The organism is Phycicoccus sonneratiae (assembly GCF_016887965.1).
Classification (GTDB): Bacteria; Actinomycetota; Actinomycetes; order Actinomycetales; family Dermatophilaceae; genus Phycicoccus; species Phycicoccus sonneratiae.
Genome location: NZ_JAFDVD010000001.1, coordinates 14,068 through 35,930, shown reverse-complemented (window position 1 = coordinate 35,930; position 21,863 = coordinate 14,068). Strand labels below are relative to the sequence as shown.

The following is a 21,863-nucleotide window of genomic DNA, read 5'->3' as shown; positions in this document are numbered from 1 at the left end:
GACGGCGTCACCAGGCCGTGAAGCCGCCGTCGACGAGCAGGTCGGTACCGGTGACGAACGAGGCCCGCGACCCGAGGAGGAAGACGACCGGCTCGGCGACCTCCTCGACCTCGGCCAGCCGGCCCATCGGCGTCTGCTCGGCGAAGGCCGCGTTGACCTCCGGGGCGTTGGTGCGGGTCATCGCGGTCATCGTGTAGCCCGGGCTCACCGAGTTGACCCGGATGCCGGACGGCGCCCACTCGACGGCGAGCGCCCGCCCGAGGTGGATGACCCCCGCCTTGGCCGCCGAGTACGCCGCGTGCGTGACGCCCCGGTTGACGACGTGCCCGGACATCGAGGCGATGTTGACGATCGAGCCACCCCGCCCGGCCATGAGGTCGTGCTCGGCCTGGCAGGCGAACATCACGCCGTCGAGGTCGACCTCGACCACCCGCCGCCACTCCTCGGCCGGCATCGCCGCGGCCCCGAGCAGGCCGTCGACACCCGCGCAGTTCACCGCGTAGGCCACCGGCCCGAGATCGGCGGCCCGCGCGACGGCCGCGTGCACCGCGTCGCGGTCGCGGACGTCGGCGGCGGCGAACGCGAACGGCACCCCGGCTGCGGCGCAGGCCTGCTCGACGGCGCCCGGGTCCGCGGACGGGTGGTCGACGCAGAGCACCCCGACCCCGCGCGCCGCGACCGCCTCGACGACGGCCAGCCCGATGCCGCGTGCCCCGCCCGTGACCACGGCCACCCGGCCGGGCTCGAGCTCGGGCCTCACGCACCCTCCCCGCGGTGCGCGTCCCGCCGCCGGAGCTCGTAGCGGCGCGCGGCGTACTCCAGGTCGTCGGCCCACAGCTGCCGCTGCGAGGCGCGCATCCCGACCTGCACGGCCCTCGACAGCCGCCGGGCGAGGCGGAAGCCGACCCGGTCGGAGGTCGCGACGACGGCCTCGGTCATCACGGTGCGGGCCGGGTGCGTCCCCGGTGCGGTGAGCGGGGTCGCGTGCGTCTCGACCACGCTGCCCGTCCCCTCGCCGTCGACGATCGTCATGAGCACCGTGTGCGAGTCGGGGCAGGTGAACTCGGCCCGCACCGGGACCGCGAAGGTGCGGCCGAGCCGGTACGCGACGTCGAGGACGAGCCGGTCGTCGGTCGACGCGTCGTCGTCGACGCGCAGGTCGCTGAAGGCGTACGGGTGCAGCCACGCGCCGTGCCACGGGTCGAGCCGGTTGGCGACGATGTCGCGGGGCTCGCACGAGGAGACGAGCGACACCACCGAGGCGATGCCCGGGCCGTCGGGACGCTGCCCCAGCACGGGGCGCGGGAAGGGGTCGACCCCGTCCTCGACCGGCCCGACGCGGACCCACACGAGGACGCCGTCGTCGTGCGCGGCGAGGGTGTTCCACGGCGGGGTGGTGTCGCGCCCGAGGGGCATCCCGTGCCAGCGGCAGAGGACGGTGCCGTCGACGACGTCGCAGCCGTCGAGCCGCGCCCCGAGGTGCGGGCAGACCCCCGGGCCGGCGAGCAGTGCGCCGTCGGCGTCGCGCCAGAGGACGACCTCGCGCCCGGCGACGGTGCGGACGAGCGAGCGGGCCCGGGGGACCTCGGTCGACGCTCCGGCCACGAGCCACCCGCCCGTCGGGCGGCCCAGGGCATCGGCGACGGAGCGGTCGATGCGGGCCGGACGGGCCTCGCGCCACGTGCCCCGGAGGTGGTCCGGCGTGGTCTGCGGCAGGTAGCGGACCGGGACCCGCGACCGCACGTCCTCGCGCCACGACCGGTCGGTGCGCAGCAGGCTCATCGCCCCACGCTAACCGCTGCCGCCCGGGCCCGGAAGCGCCGCGGACGCCGCGACCGGGTCAGACGAGAAGGTGCAGCGGCGGCCGGGCCGCGAGCTGCTCCCACGGCTTGGCCTCGGCGGCCGCCGCCCCGAGGTCGCGCAGCCGCACCCGGACGGCCGCGGGGAGGGCGGACGGCCGCGGCAGGCGCGTGCTCGGGCAGCGGCACTGCCGTCCCGCCTCCGTCCAGTGCACCGCCGGCACGACCCCGGGGCTGTAGGAGAGCTCCGCGCGCAGCGTGCCGACGAGCAGCCCGCACGAGCGGCACGACGCGGCGCCGATGTCGCTCAGCCGGGCCGGGCTCATCGACGCCTCCCGGTCGTCGGGGAGCCGGGTGCTCGTCGAGGGTGGTGGCGTCCGATCGTGGGCATGTGCACCTCCGGGTCCGGGGCGTCCGGCCGGGTGCGGGACGGCGAGGCCGTGGTACCCGCACGGGGGCCCGCCGAAACGCCGGCGGCTCAGCGGTGGCGCACCCGGCGGAGGACCGCCTCGCGGGCGGCCCGCAGCTGGTGCCGGACGCCGGCCGCGTCGGGCACCTCGGCGGTGGGCCCGGTCTCGGCCACGAGGTCCTCGACGGCGTCGAGCGCGGTTGCCGCCCACCGGAGGTCGAAGTCGTCGCGGGCGGCGACGAAGCGCGGCACGGCCTCGTCCTCCCCGGCGCGGGTGTGCCTGACGAGGACGTCGGCGAGCAGGCCGAGCTGGACCGTGGAGGACCCCCGATGGGCGCCCAGGTCGTCGAGCCGCTCGATCGTCGCGACGAGCGCGGCCTCGGCCCGGGCCGCACCGGCCGTGTCGTGACCCGGTGGGTTCAGGGCCACCCGCTCGGCGGCCGCGTGCACCGCTACGTACCTGGCCAGGCGCGCGCAGGCGTCGGCCCGGGCGGCGGGCGGGGCCGCGACGGCGGCGCGCGCGAGGTCACGGATGCGGGCGTGCTGGTCGACGAGCGCGTCGAGCAGCACGTCCTCCGCAGCCACGGTCGTCCTCCTCGGTCGTCGGTCCGTGGTGCACTTACCCGCCGACGCCCCGCCCAACCGCCCCTCGTCAGCAGCGGGTGAGGTGGAGGAGGAAGCCCTGCGCCGGCGCCAGCACCGGCAGCGGCAGCCCGACCTCGCCCAGGACACGGGCGGCGAACTCGACCCCCTCGTCGAGTGCCCGGTCGAACCACGGTGCGGCAGAGGTCTGCACGACCTCGGGCAGGCCGGCCTCGGGGCGCACCCGCACGAGGTAGCGTGCGTCCGGGTCCAGGCCCGGCAGCGGCAGGCGCCCCGGCGTCACGCCGCGGGTGGACGCGACCTGGGCGACGGTGAGAACCGCCTCGGAGCGGTCGGGTGCCACGACCCCACCGACGACCAGGGCGGGGTCCGGGTGGTCCGAGCGCACGACGTCGCCGTGGTGCAGCAGCGGCCGGAGCTCCTTGTAGAGGGCGGCCCACGCGCGCAGGGCGTCGAGGTCCTCGGGCGAGCACGTGGTGAGGTCCCACTCGAGGCCGGCGTGCCCGCCGAGCGCCACGAGCATCCGGAAGGACAGGTCGAGGTCGCGGTGCGTGGAGTGCGCACGCGGCGGCCCGATGTGCGTGCCCATCCGCTCCGGGCCGACGAGCAGGCCGGTCCAGCGCTGGATCGCCACCCGTTCGAGGGCGTCGTTGCAGTCCGAGGTCCACACCCGGTCGGTGCGGGCGAGGACCCCGAGGTCGACGCGCGCACCGCCGCTGGAGCAGGACTCGATCTCGAGGTCCGGGTGGCGGTGGCGCAGCTCGTCCATGAGCCGGTACGCCGCGAGGGTCTGGCTGTGCACCGCCGGCCGGTCGGTCCCGGCGGTGTCGGAGCGCACGGCCTCGTGGAGGTCGCGGTTGTGGTCCCACTTGACGAACGCGATGCCGTGCTCGGCCACGAGTGCGCTCATCGCCTCGAGGACGTGGGCGAAGGCCTCGGGGTTCGTGAGGTCGAGGACGTGCTGGTGCCGCGACGGCGGCGTCGGGCCCGCGACCGGCCCGAGCACCCAGCCGGGGTGGTCTCTCGCGAGGTCGGAGTCGAGGTTGACCATCTCGGGCTCGAACCACAGGCCGAACTCCATCCCGAGGCCGCGCACGTGCTCGACGAGCGGTCCCAGGCCGCCGGGCCAGACCTCGTCCGACACCCGCCAGTCGCCGAGGCCACGGGTGTCGTCGCGGCGCCCGCCGAACCAGCCGTCGTCGAGGACGAAGCGCTCGACGCCGACGGCCGCGGCGGTGTCCGCGAGCCGGGTCAGCTGCCCGAGGTCGGAGGAGAAGTAGACCGCCTCCCAGGTGTTGAGGACGAGCGGGCGCGGCCGGGCGGTGCGCGCGTCGTAGCCGGCCCGCTGGTGGCGGACCAGCCGCCGGGTCGTGCCGTCGAGCCCCTCGGCCGACCAGACCGCGACGAGGTCGGGTGCCGCGTACGACTCCCCCGGACCGAGCCGCACCTCCCCCGGCGCGAGGGCCTCGCCACCGCCGATGACGGCCGCGTGCGCCCCCGCGCCCTCGGGCAGCCGCTCGACGAGGTGCTCGTGGTTGCCGCTCCACGCGACGTGCACCGACCACACCTCGCCGTGGCGGAAGCCGAAGCCCGCGGTGCCGGCCGTCAGCAGGAGCGTCGCGTCGTGACCGGTGCGCCCGCGGCGGCCGGTGCGCACGAGCGTGCCGTCGGCTAGGGGGCGCCGCTGCGGCGTCCGCTCGCGCAGCCACCGCCCGGACAGGTCGAGCACCTCGTCGGCGCAGGTCGGCAGCGGGAGCAGGGTGCGCAGCGCGGCGAGGTCGAGGGGCGCCGTGCCCTCGTCGGCCGTCGAGGTGAGGCTCGAGGAGACCGTGAGGACGCCGTGCTCGTCGAGGGCGTAGGTCAGCTCGGCGACCGCGTCGAGCTCCTCGGCCACGGCCCGGACACGGGCCGTCGCCCCGGCCTGTTCGAGCGTCGCGGTCCAGCGGGGCGCGGCGTGACCACCACCGCGATGGGCCGCGAGACCGGGGGTCCCGAGCCAGCCGTCCGCCGACGTCGGGAGCACCGACAGGTCCCACGGTGCGTCGAGGGCGTTGTGGGGCACCGGACCCGGACCGACGGCGACGAGGTCTGCGGCTTCGGCGTCGGTGAGCTCGCGACCCCAGTGGAGGACGGCGGGCAGTGCGGTGCCGCCGTGGTGCAGGACCACGGCGGCACCGCCGCCGCGCAGGACGGTGGTCGAGGTGGTCATCCCTTGGTCGACCCCAGGGTCAGGCCGGAGACGAACTGCTTCTGGAGGGCGAAGAAGACGACGAGCACGGGCAGCGCCACGATGATCGAGCCGGCCGCCACGAGGTTGGTGTCCGAGAAGAACTGTCCGCGAAGGTTGTTCAGCGCACTCGTCACCGGGTACTTGTCGCCGCGGGAGATGAGCACGGTCGCCCAGAAGAACTCGTTGTAGATCCACGTGACCTGGAGCGTGGCGAGGGCGGCCAGCGCCGGACGCACCAGCGGCATCGTCAGCTGCCAGTACTGGCGCCACACGCTCGCGCCGTCGAGCTCGGCCGACTCGTAGATCTCGTGCGGCAACGTCTTCATGTAGTTGCTGAGCACGAAGGTGCAGAACCCCAGCTGGAAGGCGGTGTTCACGAGGATGAGCGCCCAGAAGCTGTTGAGCATCGTGCCGCTCTCGCTCATGAACGTCGGCAGCGGGATCTCCCGGAACATCTTGAACACCGGGATGAGCAGCGCCTGGGGCGGCAGCAGGTTCGCCGCCAGGAAGACACCGAGCAGGGTGAGGTTGAACCGGTACGAGAAGCGGGCCAGGACGAACGCCACCAGCGAGGACAGGAACAGCGTCAGCACCACGGCCGGGATGGTGATGAGCAGCGAGTTCTTCAGGTGCAGACCGAAGTTGCCGCGGTCCCAGGCGTCCTTGTAGTTGTCGAGGGTCCACCCGCCGAAGGACAGATAGCCGTTGGTCTGGGTGTACGAGTACTCGCGGAACGAGTTGTACAGCGCCCAGAGGAGCGGGAAGAGCCAGACGACCGCGAGCACGGCCATGATGACCGTCGCGATGCGACCGCGGCGGCGGTTGATGACCCCTCCCCCGGTAGCGCTCAGCGGGTTCTTCGTCGTCGTGGGGACGGCGGTGGGTGCGGTCGCGGTGGTCATCGGCGCTCCTCCCGGAAGACGATGCGGAGATAGATCGCGATGAACACCGACGAGATGACCATCATGATCACGGCGAGGGCCGAGCCGAAGCCGTACCGCGTCGCCTCACCGATGACGTTCTGCGACACCAGGGCCGAGATCAGCTCGAGGCCGTTGCGTCCCTTGTTGACGATCCAGACGAGGTCGAAGGCGCGCAGCGACTCGATGACGACGATGACGAGGACGATCATGTTGATCGGGCGCATCACGGGGAAGATGACGTGGAAGAACGTCTTCACCTCGCTGGCGCCGTCGACCGCGGCGGCCTCGCGCAGCGACGCGTCGATGCCCTTCAGGCCGGCCAGGTAGATGAGCATGATGTAGCCGGTGTGCCGCCACGCGGTCGCGACGAGCACCGCCCACAGGTTGACGTCCGGGTCGCCGTACCAGTCGACCTTCGAGCCGAACACCTCGTTGATGAGCCCCTGGTCGGTCGAGTAGAAGAGCTGCCAGATGAAGCCGACGAGAGCCAGCGAGAGCACCACCGGCAGGTAGAACGCCGTCTGGTAGAACCGGCTCCCCCACATCTCCCGGTCGAGGACCACGGCGAGGACGATGCCGAGCACGGTCGGGAGCACGAAGAGGAAGAACAGCCAGATGAGGTTGTGCCGGATGGCCGGCCAGAAGGGCGGGTAGATCGTCGCGATGTCGACGTAGTTCTGCGTGCCGACCCACTGGATCGCGCTGAACTTGAAGCCGTTCCACTTCGTGAAGGACAGCAGGACCGAGCCGAGGGCCGGGAGCCAGACCAGCCAGACCACCAGCACGGTGGGGATGCCGATCATCAACCCGATGACCAGCCGGTCCCGTGGCCCGCGGCGCTTCTCGACGCGGGCTCTGGATCGTCGTGCTCGTCGGACGGACGTCGTCGCTGACATGGGTGGCTCCCGGTCCCGGCCTCAGCCGAGGATGGACTTGGCCTGCTGCTGGATGGAGGTCGTGATCGAGTCGATCGAGTCCGGCTTCTTGATGAACTCCTGGAGCGAGGCCGTGATCACGGTGTTCGCCAGGTCGGCGTTGGTGTCGCGGTCGAGGAACTGCGCGATGGACTTCGCGTTCTGGACGACCTCGACCGACTTCTTCTGCAGCTCGCCGTATTTCGCGGTGCTCGCGGCCGAGTTGGCGGCGATGAACGGCGCGGACGCGCTGTTGTTCGCGGCGTCGGCCGCCTCGGCGCTGGCGAGCCACGTGATGAAGGCCTTGCCGGCCTCCTCGTCCTGTGCGCCGGAGGCGACGCAGAACCCGTCGATCGGGGCGTCGAGGGCGTCGGCGCCGATGGTCTGGTCGAGCGCCGGGAAGGTGAAGAAGTCGAGGTCCTCCTGCGCCTCGGTCGGCACGCCGTCGACGACGAAGGTGCCGAGGAGGTACATCCCGCACTCGCCCTTGGCCATCGAGGTCGCGGCCTCCTGCCAGGTGCGGCCCAGCGAGTTCTCCTGGTGGTAGGGCAGGAGGGTCTTCCACGTGGAGAAGACGTTCCTGACCTCGGGGCTGTCCCAGGTCTTCTCGCCCTTGGTGAGGGCCATGTGGAAGTCGAAGCCGTTGAGCCGCATGTTGAGGATGTCGAAGGTGCCCATCGGCGCCCAGGCGTCCTTGGCCGCGAAGGCGAAGGGCGTCATCTTCTTGCCCTGCATCTCCTTCATCAGCTCGGTCAGCTCGTCCATCGTCGTCGGCTGGGTCCAGCCGTTCTTCTCGAAGACCGACTTCCGGTGGAAGACCGCCCACGGGTAGTAGCTGACCGGCACGAAGTACTGCTTGCCGTCGGCCGCCGTCGAGGCCTTCTTGAAGGCGTCCCCGATGCCGTCGAGGGGCCACACGTCGCTGACGTCGGCGATCTGGCCGCCCTCGGCGAACTGCGCCATCCGGTAGCCGGCGAACCACGTGAACACGTCGTCCGGGCTGCCCTGGAGGTAGGTGGTGATGCTCTCCTGGAAGGTGTTGTGGTCGACGGCGTTGACCGAGACCGTGACGCCGGCCTTCTTCGCGTACGCGTCGGCCATGGCCTGGAGGCGCTCGTTGGCCGGCCCGGAGCCCTTGGCCTCGTTGATGCCGAACTTGACGTTGCCGGCCTTGGCCGAGGCGCCGGAGCCGGAGCCCCCGTCGTCGCCGCAGGCGGTGAGCATCCCGGCGGCACCGAGGGCGCCGACGCCGAGCGCACCGCGCAGGAGGGACCGGCGGCCGAAGCCGCCGACGGACGCGGGGAGGGTGCCGGCGAGGTGGCTCTCGCGCGGAGCGGGGCGGGCCATGGGTGTCTCCTTTGACGTGGGGCGCTTCCGACAACTTCGATCAGAAACGAACATCCGATGCGGCCGAGTGTGTCCAGTCCGGCCGAGTGCTGTCAAGGGGTCTGTCGACGGTTGTCGGTCACGATTCGGTGTCCCACGGCGTGACTCACCCACATCGAGGCTGTCAGCGGCGGTCGGACATCGATGTTCGTATCTGTTGACACATGTCGGTTTCCGGCAACAGACTGTCCGGCATGCGTCCATGGCCCGACGACCGCGTCGCCTTCGGTGGGGACTACAACCCCGAGCAGTGGCCGCGCGAGGTGTGGGCCGACGACGTCCGCCTCATGGCCGAGGCCGGCGTCTCGTTCGTCACCCTCGGGGTGTTCTCGTGGTCCTGGCTGGAGCCGACCAAGGGCGAGTACGAGTTCGGCTGGCTCGACGAGGTCATGGACCTCATGCACCGCCACGGCATCGCCGTCGACCTCGCGACGGCCACGGCCACCCCGCCCCCGTGGCTGAGCGCCGCCTACCCTGAGATCCTCCCGGTCGACCGCGAGGGACACACGCTCTGGCCGGGCAGCCGGCAGGCCTGGTGCCCCAGCTCGCCGCTGTACCGCGACCTCGCCCTCTCCCTCACCGACCGGATGGCCGCCCGCTACCACGACCACCCGGCGCTGGCGATGTGGCACGTCTCCAACGAGTACGCCTGCCACAACCTGCCCTGCTACTGCGACACCTGCGCGGCCGCCTTCCGGCGCTGGCTCGAGCACCGGTACACGACGACGGACGCGCTCAACGAGGCGTGGGACACCGCCTTCTGGAGCCAGCGCTACGCCGAGTGGGACGAGGTCCTCCCGCCCCGGCTCTCGACGACCTTCAACAACCCCACCCACGTCCTCGACTACTCGCGCTTCGGGTCCGACACCCTCCTCGACTTCTTCCTCGCCGAGAAGGAGGTCATCCGCAGGCACTCGGCCGGGGTGCCGGTGACGACGAACTTCATGACCCTGAGCACCTTCCGGCTGCTCGACTACAGCGACTGGGCGCCGCACCTCGACGTCGTGAGCACCGACCACTACGTCGTCGACGCCCTCGAGCACCCCCGCGCCGAGCTGTCCTTCCACGGCGACCTCACCCGCGGCCTGGCCGGCGGCGCCCCGTGGATGCTCATGGAGCACTCGACGAGCGCGGTCAACTGGCAGCCGGTCAACCCGGCCAAGCGCCCGGGCGACACCCTCCTCGACTCCCTCACCCACGTGGCCCGCGGCGCCGACACGCTCGGGTTCTTCCAGTGGCGGCAGTCGCGGGCGGGCTCCGAGAAGTTCCACTCGGCCCTGGTCCCCCACGCCGGCGAGGACAGCGACCGCTTCCGCGAGGTCTGCGCGCTCGGTGCGGTCGCCGGCCGCCTCGGCGAGGTCGTCGGGTCCCGCGTCGAGGCCGACGTCGCGGTGCTCTTCGACCACGAGGCCCAGTGGGCCGTCGCCGGGCCGTGCATGCCGTCGACGGCGATCGACTACCCCGCGGCCGCGCACACGGTGCACCGCCTGCTGCGCGACCGGGGCGTCACCTGCGACGTCGTCCACCCGGACGCCGACCTCGCGCGGTACCGGGTCGTCGTCGTCCCCACGCTCTACCTCGTGTCCGACGAGGCCGCCGCCGCCGTCGCCGCCGCCGCCGAGGCCGGGGCACAGGTCGTCGTCACCTACTTCTCGGGCATCGCCGACCCCGACGACCACGTGCGCCTCGGTGGCTACCCCGGCGCCTTCCGCGACCTGCTCGGCGTGCGCGTCGAGGAGCTCTTCCCGCTGCGGGTCGGCGAGCGCGTCGCCCTCGACGGCGGCGGGCACGGCACGGTGTGGTCCGAGGACGCCCGCGCCGGCGAAGCCGAGGTGCTGCACACGTACGGTGACGGCCCGCTGGCCGGCCGGCCCGCCGTCACCCGCCGCGCGGTCGGCGAGGGCGCGGCGTGGTACCTCGGGACGCTGCCCGACGACGCCACGCTCGGTACCCTCCTCGAGCGGGTGGTCGAGGACGCCGGGGTCGCGGCGGCCGCCGCCGTCCCGCCGGGCGTCGAGGTCGTCCGCAGGCGCTCGGCCGACGGCTCGTGGCTGTTCGTCCTCAACCACACCGACGCCGACGCCACGCTCGACACGACCGGGCACGACCTGGTCTCCGGCACCGACGTCGGGCCGTCCACCACCGTCGCCGCGCGCACCGCGGCCGTCATCCGGGAGGCCTGAGATGCTCGCGAACCAGCGCCGGGCGGCGATCCTCGCCATCGTCGAGGAGCACGGGGCGGCCCGGGTCTCCGAGCTCGTCGACCAGCTCGGCGTCTCGGACATGACCGTGCGCCGCGACATCGAGCGGCTCGACGGCGAGGGGCTCCTCGAGCGCGTGCACGGCGGCGCCGTCGCGATCTCCCCCCGGGCCACCGACGAGCCCGGGTTCACCGCCAAGTCGACGCTCATGACGGCCGAGAAGCAGGCCATCGCCCAGGAGGCGGCGCGGCTCGTGCAGCCCGGCGCGACGATCGGCATCTCCGCGGGGACGACCACCTACGAGCTCGCGCGGGCGGTGCGCGACGTCCCGCACCTCACCGTCGTGACGAATTCGGTGCCGGTCGCCCAGCTGCTGCACGAGGCCCAGGCCGCGGGGCACGTCGTCGTCCTCACGGGCGGGGTGCGCACCCCCTCGGACGCCCTCGTCGGGCCGGTCGCGGTCTCGGCGCTCCAGGGGCTGCACGTCGACCGGCTCTTCCTCGGCGCGCACGGCATCGACCGCTCCGCGGGCCTGACGACCCCCAACCTCGTCGAGGCCGAGACCAACCGGGCGCTCGTGCGCTCGAGCCGGTCGGTCTGCGTGCTCGCCGACCACTCGAAGATGGGGATCGTCGGCCTCTCGAGCTTCCTCGACCTCCACGCCGTCGACACCCTCATCACCGACTCCGGCATCGGCGCCCGCGCGCGGCAGGTGCTCGAGGAGCAGGTCGAGCAGCTCGTCCTCGCGGCCCCCGGGCGCGGTCGCAGCCCGCGGTCCGAGGCGGCCGGATGACCGTCACCCACGACGTCCGGCGCACCGTCTCACGCCTCGCGGACGGCCGGCAGATCATCTACTTCGACGACACGGCCGAGGCCCCGGCCCGGACCGCCGTCGACTCCCGCGAGCTCGGGCCGCGGGCGGCGGCCGGCCACATCCGGCACGACGCGCTGACCGGCGACTGGGTGGCGGTCGCGGGCCACCGGATGCACCGCACCTTCCTCCCCCCGCGCGACGAGTGCCCGCTGTGCCCCACGGGGCGCGGGAGCGTGCCGTCCGAGGTGCCCGACGCCGACTACGACGTCGTCGTCTTCGAGAACCGGTTCCCGTCCTACGCACCGGTGGCCGTCGACGACGTGTCGGCTCCGGAGGGCTACCTCCACGCTCCGGCGCTCGGGCGCACCGAGGTCGTCTGCTTCACGAGCGACCACGAGTCGACCTTCGCGGCGCTGAGCCCGCACCGGGTGCGCACCGTCGTCGACGTCTGGGCCGACCGCACCGCCGAGCTCGGGGCCGACCCCGACGTCGCGCACGTCTTCTGCTTCGAGAACCGCGGCCAGGAGATCGGGGTGACCCTGCACCACCCGCACGGGCAGGTCTACGGGTACCCGTACGTGCCGGCGCGCACGGCCGAGATGCTCGCCCGCGCGACCGAGCACCACGCGCGGACCGGCCGGCTGCTCGGGGCCGACCTGCTGGCGGCCGAGCAGGCCGACGGCTCGCGCGTCGTCCTCACCGGTGAGCACTGGACCGCCTACGTGCCGTACGCGGCGCGCTGGCCGGTCGAGGTGCACCTCGCGCCGCACCGCGACGTGCCCGACCTCGTGGCGCTCGACGACGCCGAGCGCGACGAGCTGGCGCACGTCTACCTCGAGCTGCTCCGACTCCTCGACGGGTACTTCGTCGGTGACGACGGGGCGAGCGTGCGGCTGCCGTACATCGCCGCGTGGCACCAGGCGCCGACCCGCACCGGGCGCGACGTCTCACGTCTGCTGCTCCAGGTGATGTCGGTGCTGCGGGGTCCGGGGAAGCTCAAGTACCTCGCAGGGTCCGAGAGCGGGGTCGGCGGCTGGGTCACCGACACACGGCCCGAGGCCGTCGCCGCCCGGCTGCGCGAGCTCGCCCGCTGAACCGCCTCCCTCCCCGACCTTGTGGGCCACAGTCCGCCGAATCGCCGGTCGCGGCGGCGTGTCGGCAGCTGCTGCCCCACGAAGTCGGGGAAACGGGCCGAGAGAGAGCCGCCGCTGACCTTCTTGGGTCGGGGTTGACCCGATCCGAACGGGCTGTTCACCCGCACTTGGCCCTGTCCCGACCGGAGCGGGGGCAGGCTCGACGCCCGTGACCACCTCCACGCCGCCGCCGTCCGCCCGCCCGACCCGCCGCGCCCGCACCGCCCTGCGCCGTACCGCCGTCGCCCTCGGCCTCGCCCTCGCCGGTGCGCCCGCCGTCGCCTCCGCCGCGCAGGCCCTCCCGCCGGCCCCGCCCTCGGTCGCCGACTCCCGCACGATGCTCGCCGGCCTGCACGTCGGCTACGAGGACAACGTCGGCTACGACCGCACCGAGTTCAAGCACTGGATCACCATCAGCGGCAGCTGCGACACGCGCGAGACCGTCCTCGAGCGCGACGGCTCCGGCGTCACCACCGACTCGACGTGCCACGCCACGGGCGGCACCTGGCGCAGCGTCTACGACGACACGACGTTCACGAACTCCAGCGACCTCGACATCGACCACGTCGTCCCGCTCGCCGAGGCCTGGGGGTCGGGCGCGAACCTGTGGACCGATGCGAAGCGCGAGGTCTTCGCCAACGACCTGTCCATCCCCCAGCTCATCGCCGTCTCCGCCTCGAGCAACCGCAGCAAGTCCGACCAGGACCCCGCCGAGTGGCAGCCCCCGGCGAGCGGCTGGCGCTGCGAGTACGCCCGCTCGTGGATCGAGGTCAAGGACCAGTACGACCTCGAGGTCGACAGCGCCGAGAAGACCGCCCTGACGGGGATGCTCGACACCGACTGCTGACCCGTCGGGTCACGGGCGGAGGCGGCCGCCGGCGCGGCGGATGGTCGCGACGGCCACGGCGTCGAGCGAGTCGACGACCGTGGGGTCCTCGACCCCCAGCTCGCCGCGCAGCACCGACAGCTCGGTGCAGCCGAGCGCCACGGCCTCGGCGCCCCTCCCCCGCAGGTGCTCGACGAGGGCGTCGAACCGGTCGCGCGGCACCGGGTTCCCGGCCTTCACGCCGTCGTAGATGACCGACATCGTCTCGCGCTGCACGTCGGGGTCGGGCACGACGAGCTCGATCCCCGCCCGTTCGGCCGCCGCCGCGTAGGTGCCGGTCGAGAGCGTGCCGTCGGTGGCGAGCAGCCCGAGCCGGGTCAGCCCGGGCACCGCCTCGCGGGCCGCCGCGACCGTCTCGTCGACGGTGTCGAGGACCTCGATGCCGACGGCGGCGCGCATCTGCTCGACCCAGACGATCGCGGTGTTGCACGGGATGGCGACGAACGTCGCGCCGGCCCGCTCGAGGGCCTGCGCCGCCGCGACGAGCGCGGGCTCCGGGCTCTCGTTGTCGCCGCGCAGGAAGCCGCTGCGGTCGGGGGTCGAGCCGGTCTGCCAGACGAGCAGGTCGACGTGGTCCTGGTCGCGGGAGGCGTCGGTGAGCTCGACGACCCGGCGCAGGAAGTGCACGGTCGCCGCCGGCCCCAGCCCCCCGAGCACGCCGCCGGGCATCCCGTGCACCGGGACCTCGGGAGCGACGTCGGCCCCCGTCATCGGCGGTCCGTGAAGTGCTCGCGGAACTTGCGGACCTGGTTGAGGTGGTACGCCGCGTTGTACGCCCGCCGCTTGAGCGTGAGGTCCGGGGCGTAGACGTTGGGGTCGCTCGCCCGGCCGGCCTTCATCAGCCCGATCGCCTTGTCGCGCAACGCCTCGTCGAGGACGTAGTGCTTGACGACGTACTTCGGCACGAACGCGAAGAGGTGCTCGCCGCGCGCGATGTGCAGTCCCTCCATCGGCTCGTGGCGCACCCAGTCGCGGACGTACCACTCGGAGACGTTGTTCCCGCCGGCCGTCACGTAGAAGTTCGACCGGCCGAGCCGGACGTTGATCTCGAAGAACTTGTACGTGCCGTCGCGGCGGTCGTACTTGAGGTCGAAGTTCGAGAAGCCGACGTAGCCGATGTGCTCGAGGAAGCGCCTCGCCTGCTCGACGACCTCGTCGATCTCGGTCGTGATGATGACGCACGGGTTGCCGATGGCCAGCGGGTGGTGCTCCTCGAGGAGGACGTGCCCGACCGAGCCGAAGCGGACCTTCCCCTCGCGGTCGGAGTAGCAGGTGAGGACGCGCATGTTCGTGTCGTCGCCGGGGACGAAGTCCTGGAGGAGGAAGTTGCCGTCGTAGCTGCTGGCGCGCACCCGGCGCAGGGTGTCGGCGAGCTCGTCGGCGGTGTCGCAGACGTAGACCTTCTTCTTCCCCTCGAACGAGGCGTAGTGGTACAGCGCGCTGTCGGCGGGCTTGGCGACGACCGGGAAGTCCCACGGCAGGCCGGCTTCCTCGCCGTGCTCGCCCGAGCAGTCGACGACGACGGTGGCCGGGTGCGGCACCCCGACCTCGTCGAGGATCCCGTAGAAGACGTCCTTGCGGACGATGCGGTCGAGCAGGTCGAGGTCGATGTACGGGATGGTGAACCAGGCGCCGAGCCGGTCCTTGTGCTCGATGATCATCCGCACGTACCAGTCGCCGGCCGCGACGAGCAGCAGCGGCGGCCGGCCCTCGCCGCCGTTCTCGCGCCCGACCCGCTCCAGGGCCGCGACGAAGGTGTCGGGGTCCTCGAACCCGGCGACGTACTCGTGGTCGCAGAGGGTCGAGAGCGCGATGGGGCCGCCGTCGGTCATGTTGACGACGAGCGGGCGCACGCCGTACGCCTCGTGGAAGGTGCGCACGAGCGTGTAGGCCGTGATGTCTCCGCCGAGGATGACCGGGCGGAAGTCCGTGGCGGGGGCGGCAGGGGGCACGCGGGGTTCCTTCGTCGGGGGCCGTGGGCTCGGCCACCCATCATCCACCACGCCCCCGGGCGGGCCGAATCGCCGCGACGTCTCAGGAGGCGAAGACGACGGTGTTGTCGACGTAGTGGCCGCTCACCGGGTCGATCTCGCCGCTGCACGTGATGAGCCGCAGCACCGGTCCCGGGGCCGGACCGTAGACGCGGTCGGTCGGGAAGCGGTCCTTGGCGAAGTGGAGGGACGAGCGCACGGTGAAGGTGACGACGTCCCCGTCCCGCTGCACGACCTGCACCTCGTCACCCGCGACGAGCTCGCGCAGCCGGTAGAAGACGGCCGGCCCGCGGTGCGAGTCGACGTGCCCGGCGATGACCGCCGGGCCGCGCTGCCCCGGGGCGGGCGCCGCGGTGAGCCACCCGGCGACGCCGAAGTCGGACGGCACCTGCATCGTCCCGTCCTTCGCGATGCCGAGGTCGACCAGGCGGGTCCGCACGCCGATGGCCGGGATGCGCAGCTCGACCGGGCGGTCGCCCGCCGGCGCCTGGACGCCGGTGACCGGCACCGGGATGGACGCGTCGTTGGGGCCGGCGTCGTGCACGACCTCGGAGTCGGGCACGTCCGGGGCCGAGGGCAGCGGCGCCAGCGAGTCCGACGGCGTCGGGGTCGCGGACGGGGTCCGGGCCGCCGCCGGAGGGGGCAGCCGTGCGGGCTCGGGGTGGGCGGCCGCCCAGCCGGCGACGGACAGCCCGGCGAGGACCGCCGCGGCCCCGAGGCCGGCGAGGACGGTGCGGGGCGTCCACGGCGGCCGGCGACGCGTCGCCGAGGAGCCGTCGGCTCGTCCGGGACTCATGAGGCCACCCCCTCGCAGTCGACGCCCAGGCGCCTCGGGTCGGTGAGCAGCTGCTCCCCGAGGGCGACCCACGCCGCACCGTAGTAGGTGCTCGAGCGCTCGTCGAGGGTGGCGGCGTCGGCGAGCAGGGCGCTGCCGGCGCGCGCGTCGCCGTCGACGCCGGACACGGCGGCCGCCGACGTCAGCGCGAGCGGGTGCTGCCAGGCGACGGTCGGGGTCCCCCCGAGGTCGTACACCCCGCGCACGTCGTCCCGGTCGGTGCGCACGGCCGCCCCGAGGCGCCGGACGACACCACGGTCGGCCGGCTCGCACGACGCGGCGTACCGCAGCGCGACGCGCTGGGCGTCCAGCCCGTAGCCCACGGACCCGCCCCCCGACGGGGGCATCGCCTCGACCCGTCCGTCCTCGGTCACCTGGGCCCAGTCCGGGGGCAGCGGTGCCTCGTCGAGGAGGGCCCCGAGCACGGCGCGGTCGCCGTCGGCCAGCTCGGTCCAGCGCCGGTCGCCGGTGGCCCGGCCGATCACCTCGTAGGCCGCGGGTGACGCGTAGCTCGGGTTGACGCGGTAGGGCGGCGCGTCGGCCCACTGACCGCCGACCAGCACCCGGCCGAGCGGGGTGGTCCGGGTCTCGTGGTCGAGGATCGCGGTGGCCAGCCGGCCGCCCGCGGCGCGCAGGTCGGGGCGCTCGAACGCGTCGCCCGCCACGACGAGGGCGTGGGCCGCGTCGACGTCGGCGTCGGCCGCGGAGTTCGCGTCGACGACGGCCCCGTCCCGCCAAGTCCACGACAGCAACCCGTCCGGACGCACGAGCTCGCGCTCGGTCCAGTCCCACACCCGGTCGAAGGTGGCCTCGTCGCGGTCGGCGACGGCGAGGAGCATCGCGTACGCCTGCCCCTCGCTCACCGTGTCACCGCCCTGGTCGCGGCGCACCACCCGCCCGTCGGGGTCCACGTAGGCGTCGACGAACCGCGCGGTGAGGTCGGGACCCGCCGGGAGCCCCGTCCCGGACGGAGCCGGCGAGGACGCCGCACGGGGCCCCCGCGCGGCGTCGTCGGGACCCGTCACGACCCACGCGAGGACCGCGGCGCAGGCGACCGCGAGCGCGGACACGAGCGCCACGGCCCGGCGGGGGTGCTCCCTCACCGGCGGCCCCGGGTGAGGGGACGGAGCGCGACCCGCCGGTGCAGGCCCACACCGAGGAGGACGAGCCCGCCGAGCCCGGCGAGCGCCAGCCCTGCGTCCACGCCCTGGCGCGGGGCCCGCGCGGCACCGCCCCCACCGGTCTGGACGCCCTCGCGGGGGGCGGTCGGCACCCCCTGCGCGTCGACGAGCGGCAGGAGCTTGACGCCACTCGAGGCGCCGTCGAGGACGAGCAGGGTGTAGACCCCGCCGCTGCGCAGCTCGACCTTGCCGGTGGTGCTCGCGCCCCGCATCGCCTCGCCCCCGCTGGTCGTCGTCGTCGCGACGTCGAGGGTCCACGGACCGTCGGGAACGGCCGCGTAGCCGGTCGGCCGGCCGAACTCCGCGTCACGGGCCACGACCGGGCCGGAGCGTGCGGTCACCGTGACCGCGGAGGCCCGCGTGGCGGCCGCCAGGAGCCGCACGCTGGCGGTGCCGGCCTTCGGCGGCCGCAGGTCGTCGGAGTAGGTCTGGATGCGCGGGGCGTCCTTCGAGCCGAGCGCGGCGAGCGTGTACGCCTGGTCGGCCTGCGCGTCGAGGGTGCCCGTGATCATCGGGGCGCTCGTCGCCGGCGCACCGGCCGCACGCACCTGCACCGTGTAGAGGCCCTGCGGCACCTGGGCGTAGTCACCGGCGGTGCCGTACCCGGCGGCCGGCGCGACGACGCGCGCTCCGTCGCTCAGCGGGGCGGCCGGGACGCCGGGCTTGGTGACGTCGCCCGAGGCGCTGCCGGCGAAGGGCACGAGGCTGATCTGCGCCGTGCCCATGCCGGGCACGAGGTGGGCGGCCCGCACCCAGGCGGTCGCCATCCCGTCGGCCGCGGGTGGGGTCGAACCCGGCGCCGCCGCCGTGGCGGGGACGAGCGCCCCGAGGCCGAGGGCGAGCGCCGCCGTGAGGACGGCGAGGACTCGCAGCCCGGCCACGGCCGGGGTCCTCCGGGTGCTCCGGGTCGTCGGACGGTCGTGCGTGGTCGTCGTGGTCGTCAACGTCTTCATCGGTCCTCCATCGGGTACGTGAGGGTCAGGGTCGGCGGCGTGCCGCCGGCTGCCGGCAGGAAGCGGACCTGCGCGGCGAAGGACGCCCGCTCCTTCTTGGTGGCCGCCGCGAGCGCCGCGGCCGGGCCGTCCGGGACGGCGGGCCGGCCGTCGACGGCGGTGATGCGCACCGTGCGGCGGGGTGCCCCGGCGGCCTCCTCCTCGGGCGGCTGGGGCAGGTCGTCGAGGGTCACCGAGTACCGTGCGGCGCTCGAGGCGAGGAGGGCGAGCAGACGGGGGTCGACCCGTCCGGAGAGCAGCGCGTCCCGCGCGGCGGGCTCGGTGCGCACCGCCGGGTTGGCGACGAGCTGCTGTCCGGCGGCCGCAGCGGCCGCGCGACGCTCCTCGGCGCCGGCCCCGTCGGTGCCCTCCGGCCCGACCCGCAGCACGTCGACACGCCGCTCGCCGGTGCCGAAGGTCGCCGCGGGGATCCCGCGCTCGAGGGCCGCCGCGAGGGTCGGGAACGAGCGGGGGTCGCTGCGGACCGAGTCGGTCGAGACGACCCAGCGGTAGGCGTCGGCGCCCCGCGGGACGTCGGGGTCGGTGTCCGGCTTGTAGAACCAGACGACGTCGCCCCGGTCACGCCCCTGCTCGACGAGGTCGACCCACAGCGCGTCGTCGGTGAGGATGCGGTCCCCCACCGGCACGTTGCGCGCGATCCACGCCGTGGCGTCGGTCATCGGCTGGTCCAGGGGGGCGATGAGGAGGCCGCGCAGCTGGCCGGCCCAGCCCGGGGCCGCGACGCCCACCGCGAGGGCAGCGGCGGCCACGAGGGCGACACCCCCCGCGCGGTGCACCGGGCGGCCCACCAGGCGGGACGGACGCCGCCGCCAGAGGAGGGTCGCCGCGCCGGCGACCATGAGGGCGCCGAAGGGGACGAGGACGACGACGAAGGGCACCGGCAGGTAGCCCGGCCGGACGAGGACGAGCAGCAGGAGCAGCATCGTCAGCGCGAACGGGCGCAGCCGGCGCGAGAGGAGCGCGACGAGGGTCGCGAGCACCGCGAGGACGGGGCCGACCGTGTCGAGCTGCAGCCAGATCGACACCGTGCGGTGACCCAGCGACTCGGGGTCGAAGATGCTGCCGCTGCTCTCGCGGCCGCCCACCTGGTAGAGCATCCCGCCGAGCAGGCTGGTGCGGTCCGCACCCGGCACCACCTCACCCTTGAGCAGGGCGAAGAGCGCGTAGAAGCCGCCCAGCAGGGCGAAGAGGGTCGCCGACACCGCCACCGTGTACCGGCGGGTGCCGGTGCCGGCGCGGGTCCAGAGCAGCCAGCCGAGCAACGGCAGGACGAGCAGCGAGGTCTCCTTGGAGAGGGACGCCACGCCGAGGCAGACCGCCGACCCGGCGAACGCGGCGAGCCGGCGACGCGGGTCCAGCGCGAGGACGAGGGCCCCGAGGACCCACGGCGTCGCGACGTTGTCGAGGTAGACGGTGCGGTGGAACTGGACGGCGAGCGGGGAGAGGCCGAAGAGCGCCACGGCCACCCCGGCACCCCAGCGCGGGAGGCCCAGCCGGCGGGCGAGCAGCCAGAGCAGCGCGGCGCTCACGACGGCGAGGACGAGCATCAGCTCGCGGCCCGCACCGACGGCGTTCGGCGCCCGGTCGAACCCACCGGTCAGCTCGGTCCACCCGGCGATCTGGAGCCATCCGAGCGGCGGGTGGTCGTACCAGTACGTGTAGTGGGTCAGCTCCCCGAGGTGGAACACGGCCCAGGCCTGGGCGACGTAGGTCCCCTCGTCGTCGATGCGCTGCGGAGCCGAGTACATCCCGACGCGGTGGACGACGGCGACGAGCAGCAGGAGCGGCAGCAGGACGACGGCGCCGCCACGGCGGTCGAGGCGCCGGGACAGGGTGTGTCGCAGCAGGTCTCGCAGGCTGCGGCCTCCTCCGGCGTCCGCGTCCGCGTGACGGTCGAGGCTCGGCGGGGCCGGCGGACGGGTCGTGGTCGGGGCGCTCACGAGGTGCTCCTCGCGGCCAGCTCGCTGGCCGGCGCGGGGCCGGCGGGCGAGGGTGTCACGCGGTGGAGGTTGGCGTGCTCGGTCTTCTCCCAGCCGCGCTGGCCGCGCCGCTCGCGCCAGACCGCGCGGACCGCGGCCCCGGCGAGCACCACCTGGTAGGGGAAGGTGCCGAGGACGAGGACCACGTAGTCGCGCCACCGGACCCGCACGTCGTAGACCCGGCCGAACTCGTGCAGGCCCGCGGCCTCGACCGCGAGGGTCACGAGCGTCGGCACGAGCGGGAGGAAGGTGAGCAGGCTGACCCAGGTCGGCACCCTCGCACTCAGCGCGACGACGAGCGAGACCGGGATCATCAGGCCCGTGAAGGCCTGGAGGAAGGGCATCGACAGCGTGTAGCGGGCGAGCAGCCGCTGACGGCGGGTGGGCAGGTCGCGCCACACCCCCTTGCCGAGCACCTGGAGGAACCCCTGGTTCCAGCGGGTGCGCTGCTTGACGAGCGAGCACAGGCTGCCGGGCGTCTCCTCGCGGGTGACGAGCTCGGGGTCGTAGGCGACGGCCACCCGGGCCTCCTCGACCGAGAGGCGCACCCCGATCTCGCAGTCCTCGGCGAGGCACTCGGGGTCCCAGCCTCCGGCCTCGCGGAGGAGATCGGTGCGGACGAAGACCGTGTTCCCGCCGAGGGGGATGAACCGCTGCCCGGCGTGGAAGTGCAGCCGGCTGCGGAACCAGAAGTAGTACTCGAGGCAGTTGCGCATCGACCACCAGGTCGTGTGCACGTTCATCAGCTGCACCCCACCCTGGACGATGTCGGCGTCGGTGTCGTGGAACCGCCCGGCGATGTGCGCGAGCAGGTCGGGGTGCACCTCGTCCTCGGCGTCGAAGACCCCGACGACGTCGCCGGTCACCTGCCGGAGGGCGGTGTTGAGCGCCTTGGGCTTGTTCTTGGGCACGCTGTCGTCGACGACGACGCGGACCCGGCCCGGGTGGCGATCCGCCGCCGCGTGGGCCACGGCCGCGGTGCCGGGGTCGTCGTCCCCGACGATGGCGACGACCTCGACGTCCGGGTGGTGCAGCGCGCTCAGCGCGTCGAGGGTGTCGCCGAGGACCTCCTCCTCGTGCCGGGCGGGGACGAGCAGGCTGAAGCGCAGCGCTCGCTCCTCGGAGGAGCGGGCCCCGAACCGGGTGGCCAGCAGGTGCTCCGGGGTGCGCCAGGCGTGGAGCATCCAGCTGAGCGTCGTGAAGGCGACCGCGGTGAGGGCGGCGGAGACGAGGACGAGCAGGGCGAGCACCGTCCAGCCGAGCGGGCTCGTCGGCTGCGGCCCGCCGGCCACGTCGAGCACGGGTGACGGCACACCGGTCTGCGACGGCGGACGGGTGACGGCCGGCGACCCACCGTCGAGCGGGTCGAGGACCAGGCCCCCCTGCGTGGGGAGCACCGGGGACGGTGTGGGCTCGGGCGGCTCGGCGGTCGCGGTGGAGGCGCCGAAGACGCCGAGCGTGCCGAGGAGCAGGACGGTCAGGAGGACGTGAAGGGTCGAGCGTCGGTGCATGGACGGCCCCTGCGATCGAGGATGGGCAGCGTCCGGCTGCGGTGCCGGGCGGCGT

The 21,863-nt window shown here is 73.9% G+C and carries 19 protein-coding genes; 4 read left to right on the top strand and 15 right to left on the bottom strand.

Features of this window, described 5'->3' with window-relative positions; genetic code table 11:
- Positions 1-7 precede the first annotated feature (7 nt).
- From JQN70_RS00150 to JQN70_RS00115, 8 genes are all read right to left on the bottom strand, one after another.
- Positions 8-760, bottom strand: coding sequence for an SDR family oxidoreductase (locus tag JQN70_RS00150; protein WP_204129293.1), 753 nt, complete (start codon positions 758-760; stop codon positions 8-10).
- A complete protein-coding gene (locus JQN70_RS00145; protein WP_204129292.1) occupies positions 757-1,782 on the bottom strand; it encodes a DUF5914 domain-containing protein in 1,026 nt (341 codons plus the stop codon). Before JQN70_RS00145 ends, JQN70_RS00150 begins: the two co-directional genes overlap by 4 nt.
- Positions 1,783-1,840: 58 nt before the next feature.
- Positions 1,841-2,125 carry a hypothetical protein gene (locus JQN70_RS00140; protein ID WP_204129291.1) on the bottom strand — a complete coding sequence of 95 codons (285 nt, stop codon included), beginning with the start codon at positions 2,123-2,125 and terminating at the stop codon, positions 1,841-1,843.
- A 152-nt stretch (positions 2,126-2,277) separates the two neighbouring features.
- Positions 2,278-2,793: a hemerythrin domain-containing protein gene (locus tag JQN70_RS00135; protein ID WP_204129290.1), complete on the bottom strand. Its 516-nt coding sequence runs from the start codon at positions 2,791-2,793 to the stop codon at positions 2,278-2,280.
- A gap of 67 nt (positions 2,794-2,860) precedes the next feature.
- A complete protein-coding gene (locus tag JQN70_RS00130; protein ID WP_204129289.1) occupies positions 2,861-5,020 on the bottom strand; it encodes an alpha-galactosidase in 2,160 nt (719 codons plus the stop codon).
- On the bottom strand, positions 5,017-5,943 hold the full coding sequence (locus JQN70_RS00125) for a carbohydrate ABC transporter permease (protein WP_204129288.1): 927 nt from the start codon (positions 5,941-5,943) through the stop codon (positions 5,017-5,019). Before JQN70_RS00125 ends, JQN70_RS00130 begins: the two co-directional genes overlap by 4 nt.
- Complete coding sequence (locus tag JQN70_RS00120; RefSeq protein WP_239110345.1) at positions 5,940-6,767, bottom strand: carbohydrate ABC transporter permease; 828 nt, start codon at positions 6,765-6,767, stop codon at positions 5,940-5,942. The genes JQN70_RS00125 and JQN70_RS00120 overlap by 4 nt, the downstream gene beginning before the upstream one ends.
- Before the next feature lie 114 nt (positions 6,768-6,881).
- Positions 6,882-8,225 carry an ABC transporter substrate-binding protein gene (locus JQN70_RS00115; protein ID WP_204129286.1) on the bottom strand — a complete coding sequence of 448 codons (1,344 nt, stop codon included), beginning with the start codon at positions 8,223-8,225 and terminating at the stop codon, positions 6,882-6,884.
- 233 nt (positions 8,226-8,458) lie between these two features.
- On the opposite strand from JQN70_RS00115, the gene JQN70_RS00110 reads away from it, so the two are divergent.
- From JQN70_RS00110 to JQN70_RS00095, 4 genes are all read left to right on the top strand, one after another.
- Positions 8,459-10,447, top strand: a complete 1,989-nt coding sequence (locus JQN70_RS00110; RefSeq protein WP_204129285.1) for a beta-galactosidase — start codon at positions 8,459-8,461, stop codon at positions 10,445-10,447.
- Between the two features lies 1 nt (position 10,448).
- Positions 10,449-11,258: a DeoR/GlpR family DNA-binding transcription regulator gene (locus JQN70_RS00105; protein WP_204129284.1), complete on the top strand. Its 810-nt coding sequence runs from the start codon at positions 10,449-10,451 to the stop codon at positions 11,256-11,258.
- Entirely contained in the window at positions 11,255-12,373 is a 1,119-nt protein-coding gene (galT, locus tag JQN70_RS00100; protein WP_204129283.1) for a galactose-1-phosphate uridylyltransferase, read from the top strand. The genes JQN70_RS00105 and galT overlap by 4 nt, the downstream gene beginning before the upstream one ends.
- Before the next feature lie 208 nt (positions 12,374-12,581).
- Positions 12,582-13,259: an HNH endonuclease family protein gene (locus JQN70_RS00095; protein ID WP_204129282.1), complete on the top strand. Its 678-nt coding sequence runs from the start codon at positions 12,582-12,584 to the stop codon at positions 13,257-13,259.
- Positions 13,260-13,268: 9 nt separating this feature from the next.
- Here the strand turns inward: JQN70_RS00095 and cuyB are convergent, their stop codons facing one another.
- From cuyB to JQN70_RS00060, 7 genes are all read right to left on the bottom strand, one after another.
- Complete coding sequence (cuyB, locus tag JQN70_RS00090; protein WP_239110344.1) at positions 13,269-14,009, bottom strand: cysteate racemase; 741 nt, start codon at positions 14,007-14,009, stop codon at positions 13,269-13,271.
- Positions 14,006-15,250 (bottom strand): carboxylate--amine ligase, encoded by a 1,245-nt coding sequence (locus tag JQN70_RS00085; protein WP_204129281.1) that lies wholly within the window; start codon positions 15,248-15,250, stop codon positions 14,006-14,008. The genes cuyB and JQN70_RS00085 overlap by 4 nt, the downstream gene beginning before the upstream one ends.
- 82 nt (positions 15,251-15,332) lie before the next feature.
- The gene (locus tag JQN70_RS00080; protein WP_204129280.1) at positions 15,333-16,085 is read right to left on the bottom strand and encodes a class F sortase; all 753 of its coding nucleotides are present in this window, start codon (positions 16,083-16,085) and stop codon (positions 15,333-15,335) included.
- Positions 16,082-17,227: a glycosyl hydrolase family 8 gene (locus tag JQN70_RS00075; protein WP_204129279.1), complete on the bottom strand. Its 1,146-nt coding sequence runs from the start codon at positions 17,225-17,227 to the stop codon at positions 16,082-16,084. Before JQN70_RS00075 ends, JQN70_RS00080 begins: the two co-directional genes overlap by 4 nt.
- Positions 17,224-18,186, bottom strand: a complete 963-nt coding sequence (locus JQN70_RS00070) for a DUF4397 domain-containing protein (RefSeq protein WP_204129278.1) — start codon at positions 18,184-18,186, stop codon at positions 17,224-17,226. The genes JQN70_RS00075 and JQN70_RS00070 overlap by 4 nt, the downstream gene beginning before the upstream one ends.
- Positions 18,187-18,254: 68 nt before the next feature.
- On the bottom strand, positions 18,255-20,258 hold the full coding sequence (locus JQN70_RS00065; RefSeq protein ID WP_204129277.1) for a DUF2079 domain-containing protein: 2,004 nt from the start codon (positions 20,256-20,258) through the stop codon (positions 18,255-18,257).
- Complete coding sequence (locus JQN70_RS00060; protein WP_239110343.1) at positions 20,255-21,808, bottom strand: glycosyltransferase family 2 protein; 1,554 nt, start codon at positions 21,806-21,808, stop codon at positions 20,255-20,257. The genes JQN70_RS00065 and JQN70_RS00060 overlap by 4 nt, the downstream gene beginning before the upstream one ends.
- Positions 21,809-21,863 lie beyond the last annotated feature (55 nt).

Bases quoted from the DNA above. Each gene is read 5' to 3' on its own strand.
- JQN70_RS00145 (WP_204129292.1), bottom strand. From the start codon at position 1,782: ATGAGCCTGCTGCGCACCGACCGGTCGTGGCGCGAGGACGTGCGGTCG.
- JQN70_RS00140 (WP_204129291.1), bottom strand. From the start codon at position 2,125: ATGAGCCCGGCCCGGCTGAGCGACATCGGCGCCGCGTCGTGCCGCTCG.
- JQN70_RS00130 (WP_204129289.1), bottom strand. From the start codon at position 5,020: ATGACCACCTCGACCACCGTCCTGCGCGGCGGCGGTGCCGCCGTGGTC.
- JQN70_RS00125 (WP_204129288.1), bottom strand. From the start codon at position 5,943: ATGACCACCGCGACCGCACCCACCGCCGTCCCCACGACGACGAAGAAC.
- JQN70_RS00120 (WP_239110345.1), bottom strand. From the start codon at position 6,767: ATGATCGGCATCCCCACCGTGCTGGTGGTCTGGCTGGTCTGGCTCCCG.
- JQN70_RS00115 (WP_204129286.1), bottom strand. From the start codon at position 8,225: ATGGCCCGCCCCGCTCCGCGCGAGAGCCACCTCGCCGGCACCCTCCCC.
- JQN70_RS00110 (WP_204129285.1), top strand. From the start codon at position 8,459: ATGCGTCCATGGCCCGACGACCGCGTCGCCTTCGGTGGGGACTACAAC.
- JQN70_RS00105 (WP_204129284.1), top strand. From the start codon at position 10,449: ATGCTCGCGAACCAGCGCCGGGCGGCGATCCTCGCCATCGTCGAGGAG.
- galT (WP_204129283.1), top strand. From the start codon at position 11,255: ATGACCGTCACCCACGACGTCCGGCGCACCGTCTCACGCCTCGCGGAC.
- cuyB (WP_239110344.1), bottom strand. From the start codon at position 14,009: ATGACGGGGGCCGACGTCGCTCCCGAGGTCCCGGTGCACGGGATGCCC.
- JQN70_RS00080 (WP_204129280.1), bottom strand. From the start codon at position 16,085: ATGAGTCCCGGACGAGCCGACGGCTCCTCGGCGACGCGTCGCCGGCCG.
- JQN70_RS00060 (WP_239110343.1), bottom strand. From the start codon at position 21,808: ATGCACCGACGCTCGACCCTTCACGTCCTCCTGACCGTCCTGCTCCTC.